The organism is Fusibacter sp. QWL-12, from assembly GCF_058683495.1.
The window spans coordinates 910,017-930,776 of the sequence record NZ_CM178745.1; the positions used below are offsets into that span (position 1 = coordinate 910,017).

15 protein-coding genes and 1 pseudogene are annotated in these 20,760 nt (G+C 38.0%); 7 read left to right on the plus strand and 9 right to left on the minus strand.

The features are described from left to right. Positions 1 to 40: 40 nt before the first annotated feature. From AC4PID_RS04785 to AC4PID_RS04800, 4 genes are all read right to left on the minus strand, one after another. A complete protein-coding gene (locus AC4PID_RS04785) occupies positions 41 to 1,285 on the minus strand; it encodes an ABC transporter substrate-binding protein (protein WP_492134428.1) in 1,245 nt (414 codons plus the stop codon). Positions 1,286 to 1,396: 111 nt separating this feature from the next. Beyond that, entirely contained in the window at positions 1,397 to 3,271 is a 1,875-nt protein-coding gene (locus tag AC4PID_RS04790) for an alpha-amylase family glycosyl hydrolase (protein WP_492134429.1), read from the minus strand. Between the two features lie 357 nt (positions 3,272 to 3,628). Further along, a complete protein-coding gene (locus tag AC4PID_RS04795; RefSeq protein WP_492134430.1) occupies positions 3,629 to 5,182 on the minus strand; it encodes a hypothetical protein in 1,554 nt (517 codons plus the stop codon). Beyond that, positions 5,163 to 7,247 (minus strand): efflux RND transporter permease subunit, encoded by a 2,085-nt coding sequence (locus tag AC4PID_RS04800; RefSeq protein ID WP_492134431.1) that lies wholly within the window; start codon positions 7,245 to 7,247, stop codon positions 5,163 to 5,165. The genes AC4PID_RS04795 and AC4PID_RS04800 overlap by 20 nt, the downstream gene beginning before the upstream one ends. Before the next feature lie 135 nt (positions 7,248 to 7,382). Between AC4PID_RS04800 and AC4PID_RS04805 the strand changes: the two genes are divergently transcribed. Continuing rightward, entirely contained in the window at positions 7,383 to 7,967 is a 585-nt protein-coding gene (locus AC4PID_RS04805) for a TetR/AcrR family transcriptional regulator (RefSeq protein ID WP_492134432.1), read from the plus strand. A gap of 108 nt (positions 7,968 to 8,075) precedes the next feature. On the opposite strand, the gene AC4PID_RS04810 is transcribed toward AC4PID_RS04805, so the two are convergent. Then, positions 8,076 to 10,073, minus strand: coding sequence for a methyl-accepting chemotaxis protein (locus tag AC4PID_RS04810; RefSeq protein ID WP_492134433.1), 1,998 nt, complete (start codon positions 10,071 to 10,073; stop codon positions 8,076 to 8,078). 178 nt (positions 10,074 to 10,251) lie between these two features. On the opposite strand from AC4PID_RS04810, the gene AC4PID_RS04815 reads away from it, so the two are divergent. Then, positions 10,252 to 11,367 carry an HD-GYP domain-containing protein gene (locus AC4PID_RS04815; protein WP_492134434.1) on the plus strand — a complete coding sequence of 372 codons (1,116 nt, stop codon included), beginning with the start codon at positions 10,252 to 10,254 and terminating at the stop codon, positions 11,365 to 11,367. Between the two features lie 207 nt (positions 11,368 to 11,574). Here AC4PID_RS04815 and AC4PID_RS04820 read toward each other — a convergent pair whose 3' ends face one another. Then, positions 11,575 to 12,951 carry a tryptophanase gene (locus AC4PID_RS04820; protein ID WP_492135359.1) on the minus strand — a complete coding sequence of 459 codons (1,377 nt, stop codon included), beginning with the start codon at positions 12,949 to 12,951 and terminating at the stop codon, positions 11,575 to 11,577. Between the two features lie 236 nt (positions 12,952 to 13,187). On the opposite strand from AC4PID_RS04820, the pseudogene AC4PID_RS04825 reads away from it, so the two are divergent. From AC4PID_RS04825 to AC4PID_RS04835, 3 genes and pseudogenes are all read left to right on the plus strand, one after another. Next, a pseudogene (locus AC4PID_RS04825) lies at positions 13,188 to 13,424 on the plus strand (PAS domain-containing protein); the annotation flags it as partial. 57 nt (positions 13,425 to 13,481) lie between these two features. After that, a complete protein-coding gene (locus tag AC4PID_RS04830) occupies positions 13,482 to 13,769 on the plus strand; it encodes a helix-turn-helix domain-containing protein (protein ID WP_492134435.1) in 288 nt (95 codons plus the stop codon). 8 nt (positions 13,770 to 13,777) lie between these two features. Further along, complete coding sequence (locus tag AC4PID_RS04835) at positions 13,778 to 14,596, plus strand: alpha/beta hydrolase (RefSeq protein WP_492134436.1); 819 nt, start codon at positions 13,778 to 13,780, stop codon at positions 14,594 to 14,596. A 127-nt stretch (positions 14,597 to 14,723) separates the two neighbouring features. Here the strand turns inward: AC4PID_RS04835 and AC4PID_RS04840 are convergent, their stop codons facing one another. Both AC4PID_RS04840 and AC4PID_RS04845 read right to left on the minus strand, forming a co-directional pair. Beyond that, complete coding sequence (locus tag AC4PID_RS04840; RefSeq protein WP_492134437.1) at positions 14,724 to 17,303, minus strand: EAL domain-containing protein; 2,580 nt, start codon at positions 17,301 to 17,303, stop codon at positions 14,724 to 14,726. A 21-nt stretch (positions 17,304 to 17,324) separates the two neighbouring features. Continuing rightward, complete coding sequence (locus tag AC4PID_RS04845) at positions 17,325 to 18,341, minus strand: pirin family protein (RefSeq protein ID WP_492134438.1); 1,017 nt, start codon at positions 18,339 to 18,341, stop codon at positions 17,325 to 17,327. A gap of 163 nt (positions 18,342 to 18,504) precedes the next feature. Between AC4PID_RS04845 and AC4PID_RS04850 the strand changes: the two genes are divergently transcribed. Both AC4PID_RS04850 and AC4PID_RS04855 read left to right on the plus strand, forming a co-directional pair. Further along, entirely contained in the window at positions 18,505 to 19,137 is a 633-nt protein-coding gene (locus AC4PID_RS04850) for a TetR/AcrR family transcriptional regulator (protein ID WP_492134439.1), read from the plus strand. Positions 19,138 to 19,140: 3 nt separating this feature from the next. Beyond that, a complete protein-coding gene (locus AC4PID_RS04855; RefSeq protein ID WP_492134440.1) occupies positions 19,141 to 20,010 on the plus strand; it encodes a GNAT family N-acetyltransferase in 870 nt (289 codons plus the stop codon). 76 nt (positions 20,011 to 20,086) lie between these two features. On the opposite strand, the gene AC4PID_RS04860 is transcribed toward AC4PID_RS04855, so the two are convergent. Continuing rightward, on the minus strand, positions 20,087 to 20,752 hold the full coding sequence (locus tag AC4PID_RS04860) for an MBL fold metallo-hydrolase (protein WP_492134441.1): 666 nt from the start codon (positions 20,750 to 20,752) through the stop codon (positions 20,087 to 20,089). Between the last annotated feature and the right edge of the window lie 8 nt (positions 20,753 to 20,760).

Genomic DNA, 20,760 nt, shown 5'->3' on the forward strand with positions numbered 1-20,760 from the left:
AGGGTGTTTGAAACACCCTTTTTCTATTCATTACAAAGCTCTATTTAAGCTCAGCAATCTTCGCTGCGATTTGATCAATGAATTCTTGTTTGGAGATATCGCCTTTAGCGAAGCTTTCATAGATTGGTGCAATTGTTCCCATACCAAATCCATCTGGCATGTCATTTTGTAACCAAGTGTACATTTTGCCTTTTGCAAGCCATTCAGTAACGTTTGCAGAAAGTGGTGTATCCGGTTTTAAAGTAACGTTGTTAAACGCAGGAACCATTTTCGCTTGGTTAACCATATAATCGTGGCCTTTTTCATTTGTAGCCATGTAGTTTAAGAATGCTTTAGCTGCATCTAGGTTTTTACTGTCTTTGTTAAGAACATAGAACGAAGGTGCGCCAATAAAGATACTGTCAAGTGTGCCTGCAACAGATGCATGTGGGGCAAATGCCATAGGGAATGTAACGCCATTTGATACCAACCATGGATCAATCCAGTTACCTTGATGGATGAAGACAGATTTTTGAGTTGCAAATTGTCCAACTTGTGCATCATAGTTACCTGTTAATAAGACCGTTTTGTCTGAGTATTGGAATAGTAATTCTACCCAATCTGCATATTGTGTTAAGCGATCCATATCGGCTTCACCATTGTTGAGTTTATCTAAAACAGTCGTATCGCCATATGGTAAACCTGCTGACAAGTAACCATTGAAGTTATGAAGACCAGTAACCCATCTCATATCAGGACCAGCTGCCATAGCGACAACAGAATCGATTCCCAATTCGTCTTTCATAGCATCAATTTTCTCAAATGCAGCTTGGTAGCCTGCTTGAGAAGTTAAACTCTCAGGATCAACGCCAGCTTTCGCGAGTAAGTCAGCATTATATGCCATACCCCAAGCTTCAACTGCTACTGGGAACCCGTAAACTTTGCCATCTACGACAAATTCAAGGTCAGTAAGGTTAATCCATTCATCGCCTTCAAATGGTACTAACTTAGATTCCCAAGTTTTGTACCCCCCTAAACCTTCGATAACGAAGATGTCAGGTTGACGATCTGATTGGAACTCTGCTTTCAAGGTTTCAGCATATGGTGTATCACCACCAGATGTTTTAACAGTGACCTTAACACCAGTTTCTGCAGTATATGCTGCTGCAAATGCGGTTAATTGATCATTGATTTCAACCTTGTTTTGATAAATAACGACTTCTTGTGCTTCTTCCTTCTTAGCACAGCCAGCGAACATTGAAATAACTAGCACAAATACCATAAGTAACGCTAAATTCTTTCTCATCTTAATCCCCCTTTTGGATTTTATTAAGTTCACCATTTGGTACTATACCCAGATTCAATCTTAAATAATCTGTCAATTCTATTATAGGAAACCGGTTTCACAAATGCAATACTATTTTTTGTACTTTAGTAAAAAATATTCATAAGGTCCCAAAAGAATTGTATTTTCTTCAAAATTGAACTCTTTTCCCGTCAGTTGATCCACCCAGATACCATGCCAATTGTTACGCTTTAGGTCTGATGTATAGAGCCATTGACGGTCTTCAGAAAAATTAAACAGCTGAATAAAGGGTTGATCTGGATGGTCAACCTTCCAGCTTCGACCTAAAAGATGTTCATTTCCAATATGAAAAAGTCTTTCTTCTAGGATTTCAGTACTCGCCAAAAGATTCTTTCGAAATGCGATCAGCGATTTTATGCGTTCATAGATAAGCCTATGAATTTTGTTACCACCGGTTAGTAGACGAATCTCATGAGATCCTCTATGCAACCATCTTGAATCATGTGCTTTGTGACTATCCATTTTATATGAGTAGTCGTTCAATTGTCCTAGCTCGTCACCTGCATAAATCATAGGTATGCCTTGCTTCAGGATAAAAAGCGCATGAATAAGCTCAATTCGTTTAAAGCTGAGTTCCTTCATATAACGATCATTCGTTGCCAAAGCTTTTTCTAGTCCAGCTAAGCTGGCTAAGGTACCAGAATTACGCGCATCTCCTGTGATAGGATCATATTCATATAATTCACCTGATGAAAAACTATCCTTTAGGATGCCATAATAAAAGTCAATTAAATAATTCTTGTGTGCATAAAAATCAAACCCAAGCTGGTGAATTCTGTTTTCATCGAGTCCCCACCCAATATCATCATGGCATCTCGCGTAGTTGATCCAGCTTGCACCTCTTTTGGAATCAAAATGAGGCATCAAGGCGATATGCCTTGCGTCACGCGTTGCAATAGCGTTCCAAATCTCGACCATATAGCTTGCATTATAGAGAACGTGACATTCTGGACTAGATGCTTCACCAAAATAGGTCAATATGGTTTCAGGACTTACTATGGCTTCACCGAGAAGCGCGACTGATGGTGCACAAATTGAAATGACTTCTCTAAAAATCTTTAAAATCTGATGTGCCTCTGGCATATTGCGTGAATTGGTTCCGAGCGCTTTCCAAATATAAGGTATCGCATCGAGTCGAATCATATCGACACCTTGATTGGCTAAAAATAATAGGATATCGATTATTTCGTTTAGTACAAGTGGATTTTGATAATTCAAGTCCCATTGGAATGGATAGAAAGTCGTCATTACCCATTTTTCAACTTCTGAAAGATAAGTGAAATTTCCAGGAGCTACAGTTGGAAAAACCTGATTTAACGTCTTTTCAAATCTCATCGGCGTTTCCTCATTATCAAAGAACCAATAATAATTTTGATACTTTTCTTCGCCACCAATGGCTTTTAACGCCCATTCGTGGTCATTTGCCGTATGATTGATGACATAATCAATACATACGCGCATCCCTCGTTTATGTAGTTGACTGACGAGTTGATTGAACTGAGCCATGTCACCAATCTGCGGATCGATTTCCCTGTAGTTTTTAACCGCATAACCACCGTCATTTTCACCTACACGTTTTTCTAAGATTGGCATCAGATGAATCAATGTAATGCCCAAAGCTTCAAGATAATCGAGTTTATCTATAAACCCATCAATACTTTCAGCAAAGAGATCGACATAAAGCATCATCCCGATGGTTTTAGCGGAATTAACCCATTTTGTCTCCTCTATATCGAGCTTCCTTAAAGCAGCTCGCCTCTGCCAAATGGCATCCGTCATTATATCTAACAGCGCATCAAACTCTTTTTCGGAATCCTTGTAAAGATTTAAATACAAAGATGTCAGTTGCGCTGAATCTGCCAAAATCTGTTGCTTGATCTCTTTTTTAGTTCCCTTTCCCGTAGAATCACCTCCCACCATCCTCATTGTAGGAAACCGGTTTCACATTGTCAAGAAAAACATTGGCGTTTTCTTTATACCCAGAATACAGTAAAAACCACATTTCTGAAAAATGCTTATGTATAGGGGTGTTATATGGGAAATTTTTTTTAAACTTTTGATTTCTTTTAAAGTAACATTAAAATCAAAATAATATTCATGCATCTAGGCTTTAGATTTTCCACAAGTAAATTAGTGGCTTAATGAAAATTTTCGGACAACGAGTCCTCACCTTTTACCACAAGCAAGTTTGTGACCTAAAAAAAAGCGTTATTAAAAAATAACGCTTTTGCCTTTAGACAAAGTAAAATTCAATTTTCTATCAGAATGTTTTAATAGCTCTTATTAGAACAACGCTTTTACGCGATTCCAGAATCCTTTTTTTTCTTCTTTAATCGGTTGGATGTCCTTAGCAATTTCGTAATCGATGCTTGGCGTTTTCATAATAAACTGTACGCTGTTTGGTGTATTGCGATCGTCTACAAATGAGTTGATGGCTGCACCGTCTTCATCGTCAGGAATAGGCAGTTGATCCAGCATTTCAGTAAGCTGATTGTGTGCTTCTATCAAACCATTGTTTAATGCAATTTGTCCTTCCAAAAGTTGATCCACTGAGCTAGGCACTTCTGAGAAGCTTGTATTAAATCGTGACAATGCCGCACTGAAATTATCAATTCCCACAAGATAGGATTGAAAACCGTCTGTATAACCTGAGTGTGCAGTACTGAGTTGATCCAGACCAGTAGTTAACGCTTGACTTCCTGACAAGAGTTCACCTAATGCACCTTTGCTGCCGTCGATTAGCATCTGTTGCCCCAAATATGCTTTAGCCAAAGCTTGGATACTTTGATCTTCACTTTGTGACAACTGAGTTGCAAGTGATGCAATAGCTGCACTGTCTTCACTTACAGAAGCAAATTGCTGCCCTAAGCCATCAATGCCACCAGTGATTGCTTCACTAGCTGATTTTAGTTGTTCGATTCCATTTCCTATTTGATCATTTCCAGATGTAAGTTCACTACCACTCGAGACAATTTTACTCATACCTGTATTAAGTGACTGAACTGCAGAAGCACTTTCTTCCATGCCTTCTAAAAGTTGGCGTGTCCCCTTAACCAGTTCGTTGGAGCCATTTACCATTTCTGTCACACCATCTGTGATTGCTTTTGTATCTATGTCTAACCCCAATGACAGTTCTGTGCCCGTCATGGATATACCCACCATTTTAAAATCGTGAATATCTGCTTTTATCGTACAAGATTGTGCTTGCTTTGGTAATACGGTCATCGCGATTTGTTTGTTACTACCAACTGTAACAATAGTCGCACCTTCAACTTCGATGTGACTTGCTACCTGTGTATCTAGAACAACCACTGCTTGAAGTGTATAGCGATCTGCAAATCGCTTTAATGAAATCGGGTTAGGCTTCACGTCAACTCGAAGTTCAAACGCTCCTTTGGCACCCGAAAGTGCTTCTGGACTTACCTCCATACCGTCTAAAAAGTAATGAATATCTATTACCCATGGATTTACCGGGTCCTTTAACGTACCTTGATAATAAAGTCGCTCTGGTATACCCATACCAGATTGCCCAATAGAGATACTGACCCTATCTTCATCAATACTGGTCTGATCAAGCGTCGACAGATTAATCACATCAGTGTATTGACCATAGTCGATCAATTCTTGATTATCTGATTGATTTTCCATATCAAACGCATTAACGACAATGGCTTTGGTTAGTCGTCCATTTGCATTCAAATCAAAGTAAATCGTTTCATCCTTATTGCCCTTCACTTCTTGTGCAAGGGTCACTAGTCCCATTCCAGATATAACGAGACCAAATGCAGTGAAAATAGCAATGGTTTGCTTAACAAATCTATTCTTCATAAGCTTCATGTTTTATGCCTCCTCTTTTAAGCTGTCTTTTGATAAAGAATTTATCAAAAATAACCAGAACCGATGGCAATAATGTAAATACCATAATAATACTTAGAAACGCACCTCTTCCGATGAGCTCACCCATTTCACTAATGGTTTGCACACTTGATGTCATAGCAATCGCATAGCCTGCTACTGTCAATACGATTCCAGAAGTTAGAACAGAACCGCCCGCATCATCAACCGCTAAGATCATCGCCTCTTTTGGTGGATGTGACAAACGTCTTTCAAGATATCTCGATGTCATTAAGATGGCATAATCAATCGTCGCACCCAATTGAAGTGAAGAAACAACCAACATACCGATGAAGCTCATTTTATAGCCTGTAAAGTAAGGAATTGACATGTTGAGGAACACGGCAGTTTCGATAGAGAGCACGAGTAAAATCGGCAACAGCTTTGATTTAAACGTCAAATAGATAATCATAGCAACTGCGACGATTGCCACTAAGCTGACAGTGATATTATCCTTTGATGCCACTGATTTTATATCGTAAAGGCTGACACTCTGTCCTGCAAGTTTGGTAGCATTCGGAAACATTTCATCTGAGAGCCTTTTAATTTCATCTATCGTACCAAAAGTTAAGTCTCCTTCATCAGGCGTGTTGAGTGCAATAATTAAACGGTGATAATTGGCACTGATAAAGTTTGACTGAACCGTATCTGGTAAAATATCTACTGGAATTTTATCATCCACCAAAGTCCCAAGACTCTGTACGGATTCCACTGTAGAGATGGCTTTAATTTGATCCAGCAATAAAGCCTCTTTAACAGGTTCGCCAGAAGGTATTAACAAAATAATCGGATTAAACGGTTCATATACCGCTTCAATCGCTTGCTTAGCGATATAAGATTTGCTCCCTACCTCTTCTGAGATCGATGAGCCCCCATATGAGAAAGTGTTTGCCTGCTGACCAAGGAAAGCAGGTACAATGACAATCAAAACCAAAACAAAGCTGATATATCTAATTTTATAAACCCCTCTTCCAATCCATTTGAAGGATGGAATTAAGCTTCTATGATGTGTTTTATCAATGACTTTACTAAACAGAATTGTCAACGCCGGCAATAAAAATAAGGTCGTTAATAGACTGAATATAATCCCCTTAGCAAAGACCATTCCCATGTCAGCACCAATGGTAAATTTCATGAGCAAAAGTGCAGTGAAGCCTGCAATGGTTGTCACCGAACTTGCTACAATGGAACCAAATGACTTTTGAATCGCATGCTTCATTGAAAGCTCAACAGAATGTCCTTCTTCACGTTCTTCAGCAAATCTATGAAGTAAGAAAATAGAATAATCCATAGATATCGCCAACATCAATGCCGTTGACATACTCTGTGTGATGAAAGATACCTTTCCAAGTAACAGATTAGTACCACCATTTAGTAATATTGCAACCCCCAACGTCATTAAAAATAAAACAGGCTCTATCCACGATGTGGTCGACCAAAGTAAGATAATGAGTAAGATAGGGATAAAGAGAAGTGTCAGTGATGCAACACTATCCTCAGTTGCATTTACAACGTCTTGACTGCTTGAAGCCGATCCGAATACATAAGCATTCTCACCAATAATTCGTTCTATTTCTTCGATGGCAGCACCAGTCTTTTCAGTAAAATCACTTTCAGTGAAATAGACGTAAAAAAGTGCATGCCCATCTCGATAATAAGATGTTATCGCATCATTTGAAATCTGTTCAATGGGTTGATAGATATCGGCATAATCATCAAGCCATATAATCTGATCGACGCCATCAATTCGAGCTATCTTGTCTTTCATCGCTTTCGCTTGAAATAAGGTAACCTCACTTACCATGACTCTGACACTTGTGGGCAATCCAAACTCACCCTTCATAACATCTAACGCATCCACTGAAGCCATATCCTTCCCTAAATAATGGGATAGCTCATAGTTAGTAACGACAAATTGCTGTGCATAACCTGCCACAATTGCCAATATGATAAACAAAATCAACAACTTATGTCTGTGCTTAACGATCCATTCAGATAAACGTATCAATCGTTAGCCTCCTTTCGAGTCAAATGTTTCTTAACTTAAATTTTACATGACACTTGTATCGTAACAGATAATAATATAGACTATTCATATAAGCGTGTCAATGCTCCTAAACCATAAGAGACACTAGGGGGAACTATGTATCATATAAAAAAAGATAAGCGCTCTATTCAATCGAGTGAATTTATCTATGAAGCCTTAAAACAGCTCATGTCAGAAAAAAAATATGCAGAAATTACCGTAACTGAACTCGTGAATCAAGCCAAAATTGGTCGATCAACCTTCTATAGAAACTTTGATTCTATAGAAGACGTGCTCAGCTATAAATCAGATCAGTCCTACACTGAGTGCGGCGAATATCTTTTAAGAGTATTGAGCTCCTTTGCACACAAAGAATCGCCGCAGCGTTCGTTTTTCTTGCCATTCTTTCGCTACTGGTACTCGCATTTTGAAGTGATTGAACTATTAATCCTCATTGGTAGAGAAGACATTTTAAAGCGTTCCTTTATTAAAATGGTGGACGATCTAAGAAGCCAATACCCTGAAGTTACCATTGAACACTATGAATATTTTTTAGAAATGCGCGCTGCCACGAGTATCGCCTTATTAACCCAATGGGTGAAATCAAACCGAAAAGAGACACCAGAGGATTTATATGCAATCTTCCATAAGCAAACCGATATTGATCAGTATCTATTTGATATGGCGAGGTATTTACTCTAAACTAAAAACAAGCATTGGACATCCATTCCTCAGATTTTGATACAAGCAAGATTGTGGTTAATAAATAAGGCTAATCCTGTTGTTTAATGGATTAGCCTTAAGTGTTTTCTAGATTCGATATTGTTTTGCTTGTTCCTCTAGCGCTTTAGCTATACCTTCTAAATCATTCGCTTCTTTCGCTATGGCTTTGATCATATCATCTTGAACATCCAGTCTCGCAGATATTTCTTCTGCAGCTGCAGCACTTTCTTCGATAACTGCTGAAATAGACTCAAGTGCAGCTGATGTCTTGCCCTCAGCATCACTAATTTGAGTATTGAGCATTATGAGTTTTTCCACATCCTCATAAGTGATACCAACATTTGTTGAAATTACACTAAGTGCTTGATTCACTTCTTCTAATTTCTGATTTGCAGACATCAAACGATCTGTGGAAATATCCATGCCAGATTTTGCAGTACTAATATTGCCCACTATTGAGGTTGTAATATTCTTTATATCAGCTGTGGATCGTGATGTTTGTTCAGCTAATTTTCTAATTTCTTCTGCGACGACAGCAAATCCTTTACCGTGCTCTCCCGCTCTTGCCGCTTCAATTGAGGCATTCAAGGCAAGTAAATTTGTCTGTTCAGCAATACTTGTTATCACACTGAGAATCGTACTGATTTCTTGTGACTGTTCAAGCAAAGCATCTACGGTTCCACGAAGCTCTGTGGTGGATTCTACTGATCCTTTGAACTCAATGGTCATCTCAGAAAGTCTTTCTTCTGAAACCAATCTACTATCATCAACCTTCTTTGTATTCTCAAAGATTCTATCTGATATCTCCTGATTTTTTTCCAAGTATTTTGCCAGTTGATGCAGTGAATTAACGCTTCGACTTACATCCTGTGCCTGTTCTTGAATGCCCTCAGAAAACTCACCAAAACCCATGTTAATATCATTAATCGCATTTGACCCAGATTCAGCATTCGTACCTAAGAGCTCAGACTTATTCGCCAACACATCAGAAGTTGCTTTCAGCGATTGAATCATCGCTCTTATTGACGTCGTCATTGAAATGATTGCTCTTCCCAGTTGACCCGTTTCATCCTTTTGCATTAGTGCAAAATCATTGTCAATCTGAGTCGTAGTAAAATCATTATCCGCCATTTTATTGATAATGTGAGTGAACTCTTTAATTGGTTTTGACAGAGTTTTATTAAATGTCACAATAATAAAAATAATAATACCTATGATCAACACTAAAAGAACTGCGTTGATTCCCATCATTTGCAAAATCATAGCATTGATGGTACTTAAATTATAGGTTAGCTTAAATGCACCAATTATTTTTGTATGTGTTGGTTCATAGATTGGCAAATAATAGTGAAGCTCATCAAGCTGACTCACGTCTTGTTCTTGCCCAGAAAAAGCAGTTTTCAAGTTGTCCATGTCTGCTGGATCAAATTGACTTATAGGCGTTCCCACCGGTTGTTCTGGCGAAACTGCGGTTGTGTACAGCAATTTTTCAAGATCAAACAAATCTACTCTTAAAGTTGATACCCTTTTGTAACTTTCAAAAAAGTCATCTGCAAAGCCAACTTGAAGGGTGCCAACAACTTGATCACCTTGTTTAATAGGGACAAACGCTCTGATGGCAATCCCTGAGCTGCCCGTTTCGGTTCCGTGTGAGGCCGTTCCTTGAAGCGCTAGCGCAATAGGTTCAACCTTTGATTTATCATCTCCATATTTTTCTGGATTATGCCCTCTTAAGAACACAGCACCTTGAGAATCTCCGATTTCAAATACCGATAAACCAATGCCTTTATTCAGCTCTTCAAAAATTGGTGAAATAATCTCAAGGAGCCTATCTCTATCTTTTGCTTTTAAAGCATCTATGATTCTAGGATCTTTTGAATAAGCTAATGCGATGCCCTCAGCATCAAGTGCTTTTTTATCGATTAATTCTAATAAAAGATTTGTGGAATCAACCAATTGCTGATGCGCATTGTTCTTTTGTTCGGTTGCATTTATGATTGTAACGGTTACTAGAACGACGAGTATGACGAGTATAATGACAGAAAAAGCCAGTAATAATTTACTTGAAATTGACTTTAATTGCATATTCACCTCCTGATTATTCTATACTTACTCATAATTATCTTTCTATTACCCTTTTTATTACAAATCAACCGAAAGAAGGTTAAAAGGATAACACAACCTGACAATTAGGTAAGATTCACTAGTGCATCACCTTTTAGCCAATGGTATAATGATGATGAAAATATTATAAGAGGTCTATATGAAAACTAACGACAAGAAAGAAATTTATGAAAAATTATCACTTTTGGTCAACACTTTTGTGGACACACATGAGCTTTCAAATGAAGCGTTCCTAAAGCGTGCGTTAGAATCAGCATTTGAGTTAATACCAGACGCAGAAAAGGGATCTATATACATAATTCAAGAGGGTACCTATCGTCCAGTATGTGCGAAAGGATATGATCTTACTATTTTAAATCGTCTCTCTTTCACCGATATGGATTTGTTCATTGGCTTCGAATGCCATGATATTGATCACATTAAAGCTTACCAAAACTACATTTCGAAAAGAGATGATTCTAAGTTTTCTGAGGAAATCTTGCGCACTTTTAAAGCATTAGGTACTTACGAAGATTTTACGTCTCTTTATGCACCTTTGGTATATGATCGTCAAATTATTGGACTCATCAGTCTTGAAAAATTTGTAAATACACCATATTCGAAGTTATGCCAAGATGTTTTAAAGTTTTATGCACAATCTATCTCCAATCATTATGCATTGAAGTTAAGATACGATCATGAAAAACGTCTCTATGACCAGACTATTATGTCCCTTGTAACTGCGATAGAAGTTAAAGACCCATATACAGAAGGTCATGCAAGACGCGTAATGCTTTATAGCGAATGGATTGGCGCTGCACTTCAACTCCCCTCAAGAGAGCTTGAAAAGCTTAAGATTGCTGCACTCCTACACGATGTAGGGAAAATTGGCATATCAAATGATATATTAAATAAACCTGGAAAACTGACGGTTGAGGAGTTTGATCAGATTAAACAGCATCCTGAAAACTCAAAAAAAATTCTGAACAATCTGTCCGATTTTAATGACATCGTCATGATGACTTATATGCATCATGAACATTTTGACGGCAGTGGTTATCCGCAAGGTTTGAAAGGCGATGAAATTTCATATGGTGCGCATATCATTCAAGTCGCAGATGCTTACGATGCTATGACATCCGAACGCTCTTATCGTAAAGCAATGACACATGAGGCGGCCATTCAAATTTTACTTGAAGCCTCAGGCAAGCAATTTCATCCTGATGTTGTCACAGCTGCTGTGGCTATTTTAAACTTAATCAAACAAACGCAATAGAACTAGAACGGGAAACAAAAATAAATAGAATTAAGCAATCAAATCAAATATGACATCAAAATAAAAAAGGAGAAGGTACCCTTCAAATATTTGACGGGAACTTCTCCTTAATTTTAGTATGATTAAAATCTAGCTCATTTAAAAATTCAAGCATTTAAATCATTAGTTTTGATATTGTAAATACTTATCGCATTTGGATTAAAGCATTTATTTAAGTGGTCTTAATCTCGCTAGGAAGTGTCTTAACACAGGTGGTTCATAGTCGAACGTCAAGCCAACAAGCTTGTCTTTATTTTCCATAACGCGCTTAAATCCTTCAACGATTTCATCCATATGGCTTTGTGTGTAAACACGTCTTGGTATCGTTAGTCTAACTAGTTCAAGCGCAGCTTCTTCTTGCTTACCAGTCTCTGGATTTCTACCGAGTAAGAACGAGCCAATCTCAACCGGTCTTACACCAGATTCTAAATAGAGCGCATTACAAAGTGCTTGTGCAGGGAACTGGTCACCAGGTATATGCGGTAAAATTTTTCTTGCATCGACGAATACCGCATGTCCACCCGTTGGATATTGAATTGGAACGCCAATTTCCATCAGCTTGTCACCAAGGTACTTAACTTGACCCAATCGATATTCAAGGTAAGATTCTTCGATCCCTTCATAAAGACCTCTAGCAAGCGCTTCCATATCTCTTCCAGAAAGTCCACCGTAAGTTGCAAAGCCTTCCATCGGTACGCATCTTACTTGAGCAGCTTTAAAAATTTCTTCATTTTCTTTTACTGCAATCATACCACCCATGTTAACAATAGCATCCTTTTTCGCACTCATCGTCAATACATCTGCATAAGAAAACATCTCTCTAATGATATCTTTTATGCTATGATTTTCATAACCAGCTTCTCTTTGCTTGATAAACATCGCATTTTCTGCAAATCTAGCTGAGTCCATAACGATCATTTTTTGATATTTATCTGCAAGTTTCTTAAGCGCTTTCATGTTAGCCATAGAAACAGGTTGACCACCAGCAGAGTTATTTGTAACGGTCATGATTAAAAACGCAACATTTTCTGCACCAACTTCTTCGATAAATGCTTCAGTTGCTTCTATATTAAAATTACCTTTAAAGTCATAGTAAGTCGTTGTATCTACCGCTTCTGGAATTAAAAAGTTTCTAGCTTTACCACCAGCGAGTTCAACATGCCCTTTTGTCGTATCAAAATGATGATTGCTAAGCACGTATTGACCTGGTTGAATCATTATTGGAAAAAGAACTTGCTCTGCACCACGGCCTTGATGTGTCGGTACGATATACTCATATCCAAAAATGTCATGAACCGCATCAACGATGTTGAAGTAGTTGCGGCTACCTGCATAAGCTTCATCGCCAAGCATGATTCCAGCCCATTGATTATCGCTCATCGCACCTGTTCCACTATCCGTTAAAAGGTCGATATAAACATCTTTGGACTTTAAAAGAAATGGGTTGTAACCAGCTTCCTTTAGAGCTTCTTCTCTATGTTCTCTTGTGGTTTTATAAAGTGGTTCTACCATTTTAATCTTAAATGGTTCAGCAGGATGCTTAATTTGTGACATATTGGCCTCCGTTTTCAAATAATTTATTACAGTGATAAAAATTTATTACACCTTGATAATACACTAAAAGAATCAAAAGTACAAGTCGTTTACAAAAGAATCCAACAGATGCTACAATGTTGTTAATAATACTTTTTAGATGAGGTGATTTTATTATAGAGTTCGATTTTACCCCTTACAAACATCTGGTTACTTTTTTATCCGGTTGTTTTGACGATGCAACCGAAATAATATTATACAGTTTAGATGATCTGCGCCAATCAGTTGTCGCTGTTCACAACGGACATGTTAGTGGCACTAAAATTGGCGATCCACTCACTGGATTTGCAGTTTCAAAACTGAAAGATAAAGGTAACGATGCTCCCCCTTATTACAATCAGCACCCTATTTATGCAAAGGATAAGACACCACTTCGTGGCAATACTTACTTCATTCTAGATAAAAACGGCAATCCACGAGCGGTTTTATGTATTAATACAGATGTTTCAAGATATCAAAAAGCAGCAGAGTTACTACAAAGTATGGCATTTCTGCCAAGCCTTTCGGAGGCACATACCGATACCATCGAGCTAGAACGTTTGCAAACCACACCGAGAGAATTAATCCTCAAATATGCCATAGAAGCATCAGGGGATCCAAATGTTGATCCATCAAGGCTATCGCCTTCTGAGCGAATGAAGGTTGTAGAAAAGCTTGGCGAGGACAACTTTTTTCTTATGAAGGGCGCTGTTAGCCAGACAGCAATGGTTTTAGATAGTTCAGAGGCGACCATTTATAGATATTTAAGCAAGTTGAATAAGAAAGGTTAGGTTACATCATGTTTGATGTCCGTTATTCACTGCATCCATCACTTTCATATCCAGAGCTTAGGGTGATTGGTCCCTCAACTGAAAGCGATTCACTTTCACCTGCTGTGCTACTCTGTCCAGGTGGTGGCTATATCAGCACACAAGAAAAAGAAATTGAATTTATTGTGCTTCAGTTTCTAGCGAGAGGTTATACCTGTTTTGTTCTCTATCATGGTGTTGAAGCACCATTTGCTCAAATGCCTCAGCCAATTGAAGCATTTAATGCAGCGCTAAAATATATCGAACAAATCGCACCTAACTATGGAGTTGATATCAGAAAACTTAGGCTTATGGGATGGTCCACTGGGGCACATCTAATCACACAATCGTTCTGCAGTGTTCAGAGCGATCGACATGCCAGCTTTAAGGAATTAAAAATTCATTCTATCTGTCTACTTTATCCAATACTTGATCTAAAAACACTGATTCCTTTTTCGGGAATGGAAATGACCTTTTCGGCACTGTCAGGCAGGAGAACACCAACGGATTCATTTTGGTCTAAATACAGCTATTGTAAACCATCGAAAGGTCTTCCACCTGTGTGTATCGTCGAATATCAAAATGATCCTTTCTTACCTGAAGATACTTTGACCGATTATCTCCATGGACTAAAACAGAATGATATAAACTACCTTTTGATATCGATTCCAAATAAGAAGCATGGTGATCCTCATTTTTCTATGTTGAAAAACAGTGACTTAACACTTCGCAGATCTTTTGAGTCGGGTAGCGTTACGATTCTCTCTAACTATCTAGATCAATACCTACTTTGGGACAGTCAATTATAGTATAGATTCTCATGTATCTGCTAATTAAAAAGGAGAACTGCAATTCTATTTTTAGAATTGAAGTTCTCCTTTTATTTATATGTGACATATTTGCTTTAATATTATATCTTTTGCTATATCTTTGCTTCTATATCTTTGCTTTTATTTCTTCCGCCTTCAGTGGTTTTGAGAACAAGTAGCCTTGATACAAATCGCAGCCCATACGCTTAAGAGCTTCGTACTGTTCAATGGTTTCAACGCCCTCCGCAATGATTTTAAGTGACATTTGATGGGCGGTATTAATGATAAGCTCAGTTAAATAACGCATCTTGTCATCTGTCTCAAGCGCCCAAACAAAACTCTTGTCAATTTTAAGGACTTGAACGGGCATTTTACCCAATTGATAGAGAGAGGAATACCCTGTACCAAAGTCATCCATATGCACTTCAAAACCTAATGCAACTAACTCTGTCAGCTTCTCTCTGACGATATCAATATACTCAGAAATCATAGACTCTGTAATTTCAATATGGATTTGAGATACAGAAACGTCATTTGCCTCAACTTGACTGAGTAGATAAGACACATAGTCAATTTGTAAAAGCTCTTTATATGAAGCGTTAATAGACACACTTACCAATTTGCCTTTCCGTTTAAGCTCCCCAACAAAGCTAACTGCCTCCTTAATGACGAACCGACCAATTGGGTTGATTAAGCCCACATCTTCAGAAAAAGGTATAAACTCAATTGGAGGGACATTGCCAAGGGTTTCATTGTGCCATCTTACAAGCGCTTCATAACCTTTGATTTTCGGACTATCAAAGGTTTCATATTGCGGCTGGTAAACCAAATAAATTTCATTTTTATCAAGTGCTTTGATGAGCTGCTGCTCGATGGTAAGCATTCTTTCTTTTGCATCTTTCAGTGATGCGTCATACCAATTAATCTTATGAAAATTACCAGTCGCAACTGCACTCTCAAAGGCAGTTTCCGCTTCCGATATAGCGCTGGTGGTTTCAGTATGATCCCTTCCAATAAGCGTTGCGCCAAATGCCAAATCGATTGGCATTTCTATGTTAGCAAATTTTCCAACGCGCTCTACGACCATTTCCTCAAATTTTCTTATTTCATCACCTAAGCAATCATCCGGATGATCGCACTTCATCCATACTGCAAATCGACCACTGTGAAGCGTCGAAATATAATCCGCGGTATCGAAAAACGCACTTACTTCGGCACTTAATTGGAAAGCCATGATGTCAGTAAGATTCTTACCATAAGCATTTAACAGTCTTGCATAGCCCACAACCCCAACTACTAAAAGCACATGTTTTTCCTCATCGTCAATAAAGTGAAGCGTATTTCGAATGGTATCGTTGAAAAAGTCCATGTTATAGAGTCCAAGTACAGGATCATGAAATGCATAAAATTCGATTCGCTCTCGATTGATGACTTCCTGATGAATGTCTGTTAATGAACCAAAGATTAGGTTTTCTTCTCGAATACCAATCATCTGATGCCAATGATAAACCTCATTTTCTGATTCCATCAAAAATCTCAATTTAATATTGAAAATAGGTACATCTAAGTTGCCCTCTAAATTTTGGGTTAATAGCTCGCGATCTTCTTCGTGAATCATTTCGATTAAGTGGCTAAAATCGAAGGTCTCTGTTTGTCCTTTCCGCTTTAAGTTAGTTAATGTAACTAGATTTTCCGCAACGGCATACTGCCAGTAGGTTTCATTACTTGCAGCCATAACTCTTCGATAGTTATCCTGCTCTGATTCCAAAGCCTGTTTGTATTTAGCAAGCTCATCGTAATTATATCGAAGCATTTCCTCGGATGCTAACATTTGTTGGTACAGTGCTTGTATTTCAGTATTGGCTTCAGCCAACTCTTCATTGCGATTTAATAAAACTTCTTCGTTTTCCTTAATCGCCTTTGCCATGCGATTATAGCCTCTCGTGAGCTTGCCAAGTTCATCCTTTCGGCTGGTATCGGTGATTAGAAAATGTTCCCCATTTTCTAATGCTTCCATAGCAGTTACAGTTGCATTTAAAGGCTCGATCATCTCAGTAAAGAAAAGCTGAATCACAAAAAATAGGAGTATTAAAACAATTGCAAAGGCTTTAATTCCCTCATTTAAAATTGACATAACCACATGATTATAATCACTCAGATAGGTCGAAGACGCAACCACCCAGTCCCAAGGTTCAAAATACTGGACATAGCTCAATTTCTCATCCAGTTTTCCAGTTGCTTCATTCATCCACTTATACGTGACAAAACCACCACCCGATTTTGCCGTTTCGATGATTTCTTCGATAAAGGCTTTAGGTGGTGAACTATAATCCATCGTATGAAGGATATTTTGACCGGTTAGTGTCGGATGATAAATCATCTCACCACCAGAATTCAGCACATAATTATAGCCATTTTCACCAAGATCAATAATGTTTTGATTCTTAATAATTTTTAATGCATCCCTTTGCGCATCCAGTTTGGTTATTTCTCCGTCTGAAATATCGGTTTCTTGGAGCTTTAACATTTCGATGTTGAGCTCAGTTGCATTCTTAAGAATCACTTCATATTTTTCTTTAATGACAAATATTGATCTATTGTAGTTCACAACTCCAGTAATTAGAACGGCTACAATTACTAACCCCATTGTCCAAATCCATAATTTTGTGGATAAGTTAATTGATCGAATAAGTTTTATTTTTTTCATATCCACTCCTAAGTTTTAGGATTATTTTTTCTCAGTTGATCCATTGATATACTTGGCAAATCTGCCTGAAGCTCTATCATTTACAGGATCAGGTCTATCCCATGGCCAACCGCCAAAGTGCGTGTGTTGATAGTCACTAAACGCCTGTCTAATTTCAGCTTCAGTGTTCATAACAAATGGGCCATAGCTTACAACTGGTTCATGAATTGGCTCACCCTCAAGCAATAAAATATAGCTGTCATGCTTGCCATTGTAGATATCAACCTCTGCATTGCCATCTAGCTTTATTCTCATCCCTGAAGGTATGGAATTACTGCCGATAGTAATATTGCCATTGCCTTGATAAAAATAAAGATTTCTATTAAAGGTTGAGGATACTTTATCGAGATGAATTTCAGCATATGGGGTCATTTTTATTAAAAATATACCCACCTTTGATTCCGAATTTGCCGCATAAGATGCAAGACAAGGCTGTAATGCAGTTGTACCATAAAAGCTGCCTGCAATTACTTTCACTTGGCTATTCGCACCATATTCGGGACCAATTGTGATAACAGGAATATCTTCATTCCAAAGCATTTTATAATCAGGAGCAGTAAACTTATCTTTTGCAGGTAAGTTCAACCAGACTTGAAACAACTCAAGCGGATTTTCTTTCTCTTCATAGACAAGCGGAAACATCTCTGCATGTTGACATCCTGATCCCGCAGTCATCCATTGGACATCACCATCACCATATCGACCACAAGCACCATTAGAATCAAAGTGATCCACAAAGCCTTGTGTTACAATGGTTACAGTCTCAAAGCCTCTATGTGGATGAACAGGAAAACCTGGCACCTTAGTCCCATGATACATTCTAAAGCCATCCTTAATAGCAAAATCCTCACCCAGCTGTCTATCTGTCAGTGGCACAGTAGGCCCTTGATGCGCATCTCCTTTTGGATATAAATCTTTATGATGTGCGCAAAATAAAAATGGATTGTCCATCTCCCATTGAAAACCAATTTTTTGCATTCTAATAATCCTGTGCGACATAACGCTACCCCTTTCCCTAACTTCATAATTTGTAGTGATTATACCCAAGAAGATTGCAAAGTAATTATATTTTTGATAGAATTAATTAAAAGACTGACAAGTCTTTTATTTTCATGTTATTGTGAATGCTTTGTTATCTACACATTGTGAAAGGTGGAATATAATGCCAAAAATATCTCAGGAAAAAATGGCAATTCGGAAAAGACAAATTCTAGATGCTGCACTTTATGTCTTTAGTGATAAAGGTTATACACAAACAAAGGTCGATGATATTGTCGAATACTCAGGGATTAGCAAAGGTGGTATATATACTTATTTTGATAGCAAGGAAGCACTTTTTATAGAAATCGCCAATCAAAGACTTCTTTTAAGACGTAATCTCTTTGAAACTTTAAAGTCAGAGTTGGGCGATCAAGTATCCTTCCGCCAGCTTTTTAAAAACTATTTTCATAGCGTACTCGAAGGTCTTAATCAGCCTGAAACACAAGCCATTGCTCGATTTTCTTTTGAATTTTGGTCCACACTTTCAAAAGAGAAACATATAAAATCCTTAGCTTCAGATCGCTATCAAGCTTTTTTTGACGATCTTTCTAAGGTAATAGAACAAGGAATAAAATCCAAGGAGTTTCATCCCCATTTACCAGTTGATGATTTATGTTATGTCATTTTATCTAGTCTAGATGGCATGATGCACACGCACGTGGTCATGAACATCCCTTTCAGTCAAAATGCTATTGAAGCTTATGCAGATGCAATGCTAAGTATATTAGTTGGAAATCCAACAAAAGGAGCGTGACATATGAACGTTATTCAAGACAATGTGATCTATCTAGATGGTATAACCGCTGGTGACAAAGCCATCTACGATGCTTTTTCACTGGGCTTCTCAGACTATCAGATGCCCTTTAATATGCCATTTGATGTGTTTATCGAACGTTTTTTTGGTATTGAGGGTAATGAGCGAAGGCTGAGTTATGTGGCTTATGATGGCGAAAATCCTATCGCAGTTTTACTTGGTGGCTTTAATACTTATGACCAACTACCAACAATTCGCTGCGGTGCATTATCAGTTGCGCCAAACTATCGAGGTAAAGGCGTCAGCAAAATGCTCATGCAATTACATGAACAAGACGGCGTCAAGTCATCAGCAAGGCAGCTTATGCTTGAGGTACTCGGAGATAACGATCGCGCCATTCGATTCTATGAGAAATGTGACTACTTCAAAACCACACTTCTGTACTATTACAGTCTTTCAAAGGAAGGCTTTAGAAAACGAAATGATTCTCCAAACCTTGATTCATCAAATCCACCGATTAGTGAAGCTTCATTGGAAGCACTCAAGATATCAAATACACATACGAATTGGCAAAACGATCTGCACTATATCGCAAATGATCCTATTTCAAAAATCTACGCGATAATGCAAGACGATGAAATTTGTAGTTTTATAGCGCTTAATACAAAAGGAAAGCTCTATCGTATTTATACATCGCCTAAGCACAGGGGCAAGGGCTATGCTTCTGCTCTATTAGCCTATGTTTTAGAACGACATGCGTTTGACAAAATGGTATTCAGTTGCCCAGCCTCTAGTCAAATGATGCATTTCCTATACAAGCGTGGTTTTCAAAAGGATGCGCTTTACCAGTTTGAAATGAACAAACCTTTATAAGAAAAAGCTATTGCTACACTAACGAAATAGGTTAGAGAGCAATAGCTTTTTTAACTTTTCTTTTAACTTTGTTTTTTCAACTTTGGTCCACTGGTGCTAATAATAGATACCGACTTCTTTCATCTTCTTTCAGATGATTGATATAGTTCTCAACACTTTCAAATGATTTCCCAAAATGAATTGGAATTACCTTTGCCTCTTGATTGACTGAAATAAAATAACTCGCGGCCCAAGCCATAGCAGATTCAAGTCTCGGATCAATTGGTACACAAGCATAGTCAATTTTATAGTTTATCACTTGATTAATGATTTGCTTATATGCAACCGCTTCTGCGTGCTGCTGTGTCGCACTGGATGATGACCAATGCCACCAGTTTAAATCCCCACTGTGAAAGAAGGATTTTCCATCACATTCGACTAAAAATGCGACACCACAATCTGTACTGTCAAACGTTCTTATCCTAAGGCCATCGACCACATACATCTGATTTTTCACTACATAGGTGACATCATTCTTAATAAAGTTAGCATTTACATCATCAGAAAGAATATAGTTCACCCAGTTGCCACTTGGAAACACTTTGGGTTCAAAGTGGTCACCATGTGCATGCGAAACCAGCCAAAAGATTTTTTTATCCGTATTTAAGTAGTCCTTTACATCTGTAATAACATCTATAAAGAGTTGATAATGATCGGTTTCAAATAAAACACCGCTGTGTTTTAACAAAAGTATTTTTTCCATCTTTGCTC

Excerpts from the sequence above, each read along its gene's own strand:
- AC4PID_RS04840 (WP_492134437.1), bottom strand. The coding sequence starts at position 17,303 with ATGAAAAAAATAAAACTTATTCGATCAATTAACTTATCCACAAAATTA.
- AC4PID_RS04850 (WP_492134439.1), top strand. The coding sequence starts at position 18,505 with ATGCCAAAAATATCTCAGGAAAAAATGGCAATTCGGAAAAGACAAATT.
- AC4PID_RS04795 (WP_492134430.1), bottom strand. The coding sequence starts at position 5,182 with ATGAAGCTTATGAAGAATAGATTTGTTAAGCAAACCATTGCTATTTTC.
- AC4PID_RS04830 (WP_492134435.1), top strand. The coding sequence starts at position 13,482 with ATGGCATTTCTGCCAAGCCTTTCGGAGGCACATACCGATACCATCGAG.
- AC4PID_RS04835 (WP_492134436.1), top strand. The coding sequence starts at position 13,778 with ATGTTTGATGTCCGTTATTCACTGCATCCATCACTTTCATATCCAGAG.
- AC4PID_RS04855 (WP_492134440.1), top strand. The coding sequence starts at position 19,141 with ATGAACGTTATTCAAGACAATGTGATCTATCTAGATGGTATAACCGCT.
- AC4PID_RS04845 (WP_492134438.1), bottom strand. The coding sequence starts at position 18,341 with ATGTCGCACAGGATTATTAGAATGCAAAAAATTGGTTTTCAATGGGAG.
- AC4PID_RS04860 (WP_492134441.1), bottom strand. The coding sequence starts at position 20,752 with ATGGAAAAAATACTTTTGTTAAAACACAGCGGTGTTTTATTTGAAACC.
- AC4PID_RS04810 (WP_492134433.1), bottom strand. The coding sequence starts at position 10,073 with ATGCAATTAAAGTCAATTTCAAGTAAATTATTACTGGCTTTTTCTGTC.
- AC4PID_RS04815 (WP_492134434.1), top strand. The coding sequence starts at position 10,252 with ATGAAAACTAACGACAAGAAAGAAATTTATGAAAAATTATCACTTTTG.
- AC4PID_RS04785 (WP_492134428.1), bottom strand. The coding sequence starts at position 1,285 with ATGAGAAAGAATTTAGCGTTACTTATGGTATTTGTGCTAGTTATTTCA.
- AC4PID_RS04805 (WP_492134432.1), top strand. The coding sequence starts at position 7,383 with ATGTATCATATAAAAAAAGATAAGCGCTCTATTCAATCGAGTGAATTT.
- AC4PID_RS04790 (WP_492134429.1), bottom strand. The coding sequence starts at position 3,271 with ATGAGGATGGTGGGAGGTGATTCTACGGGAAAGGGAACTAAAAAAGAG.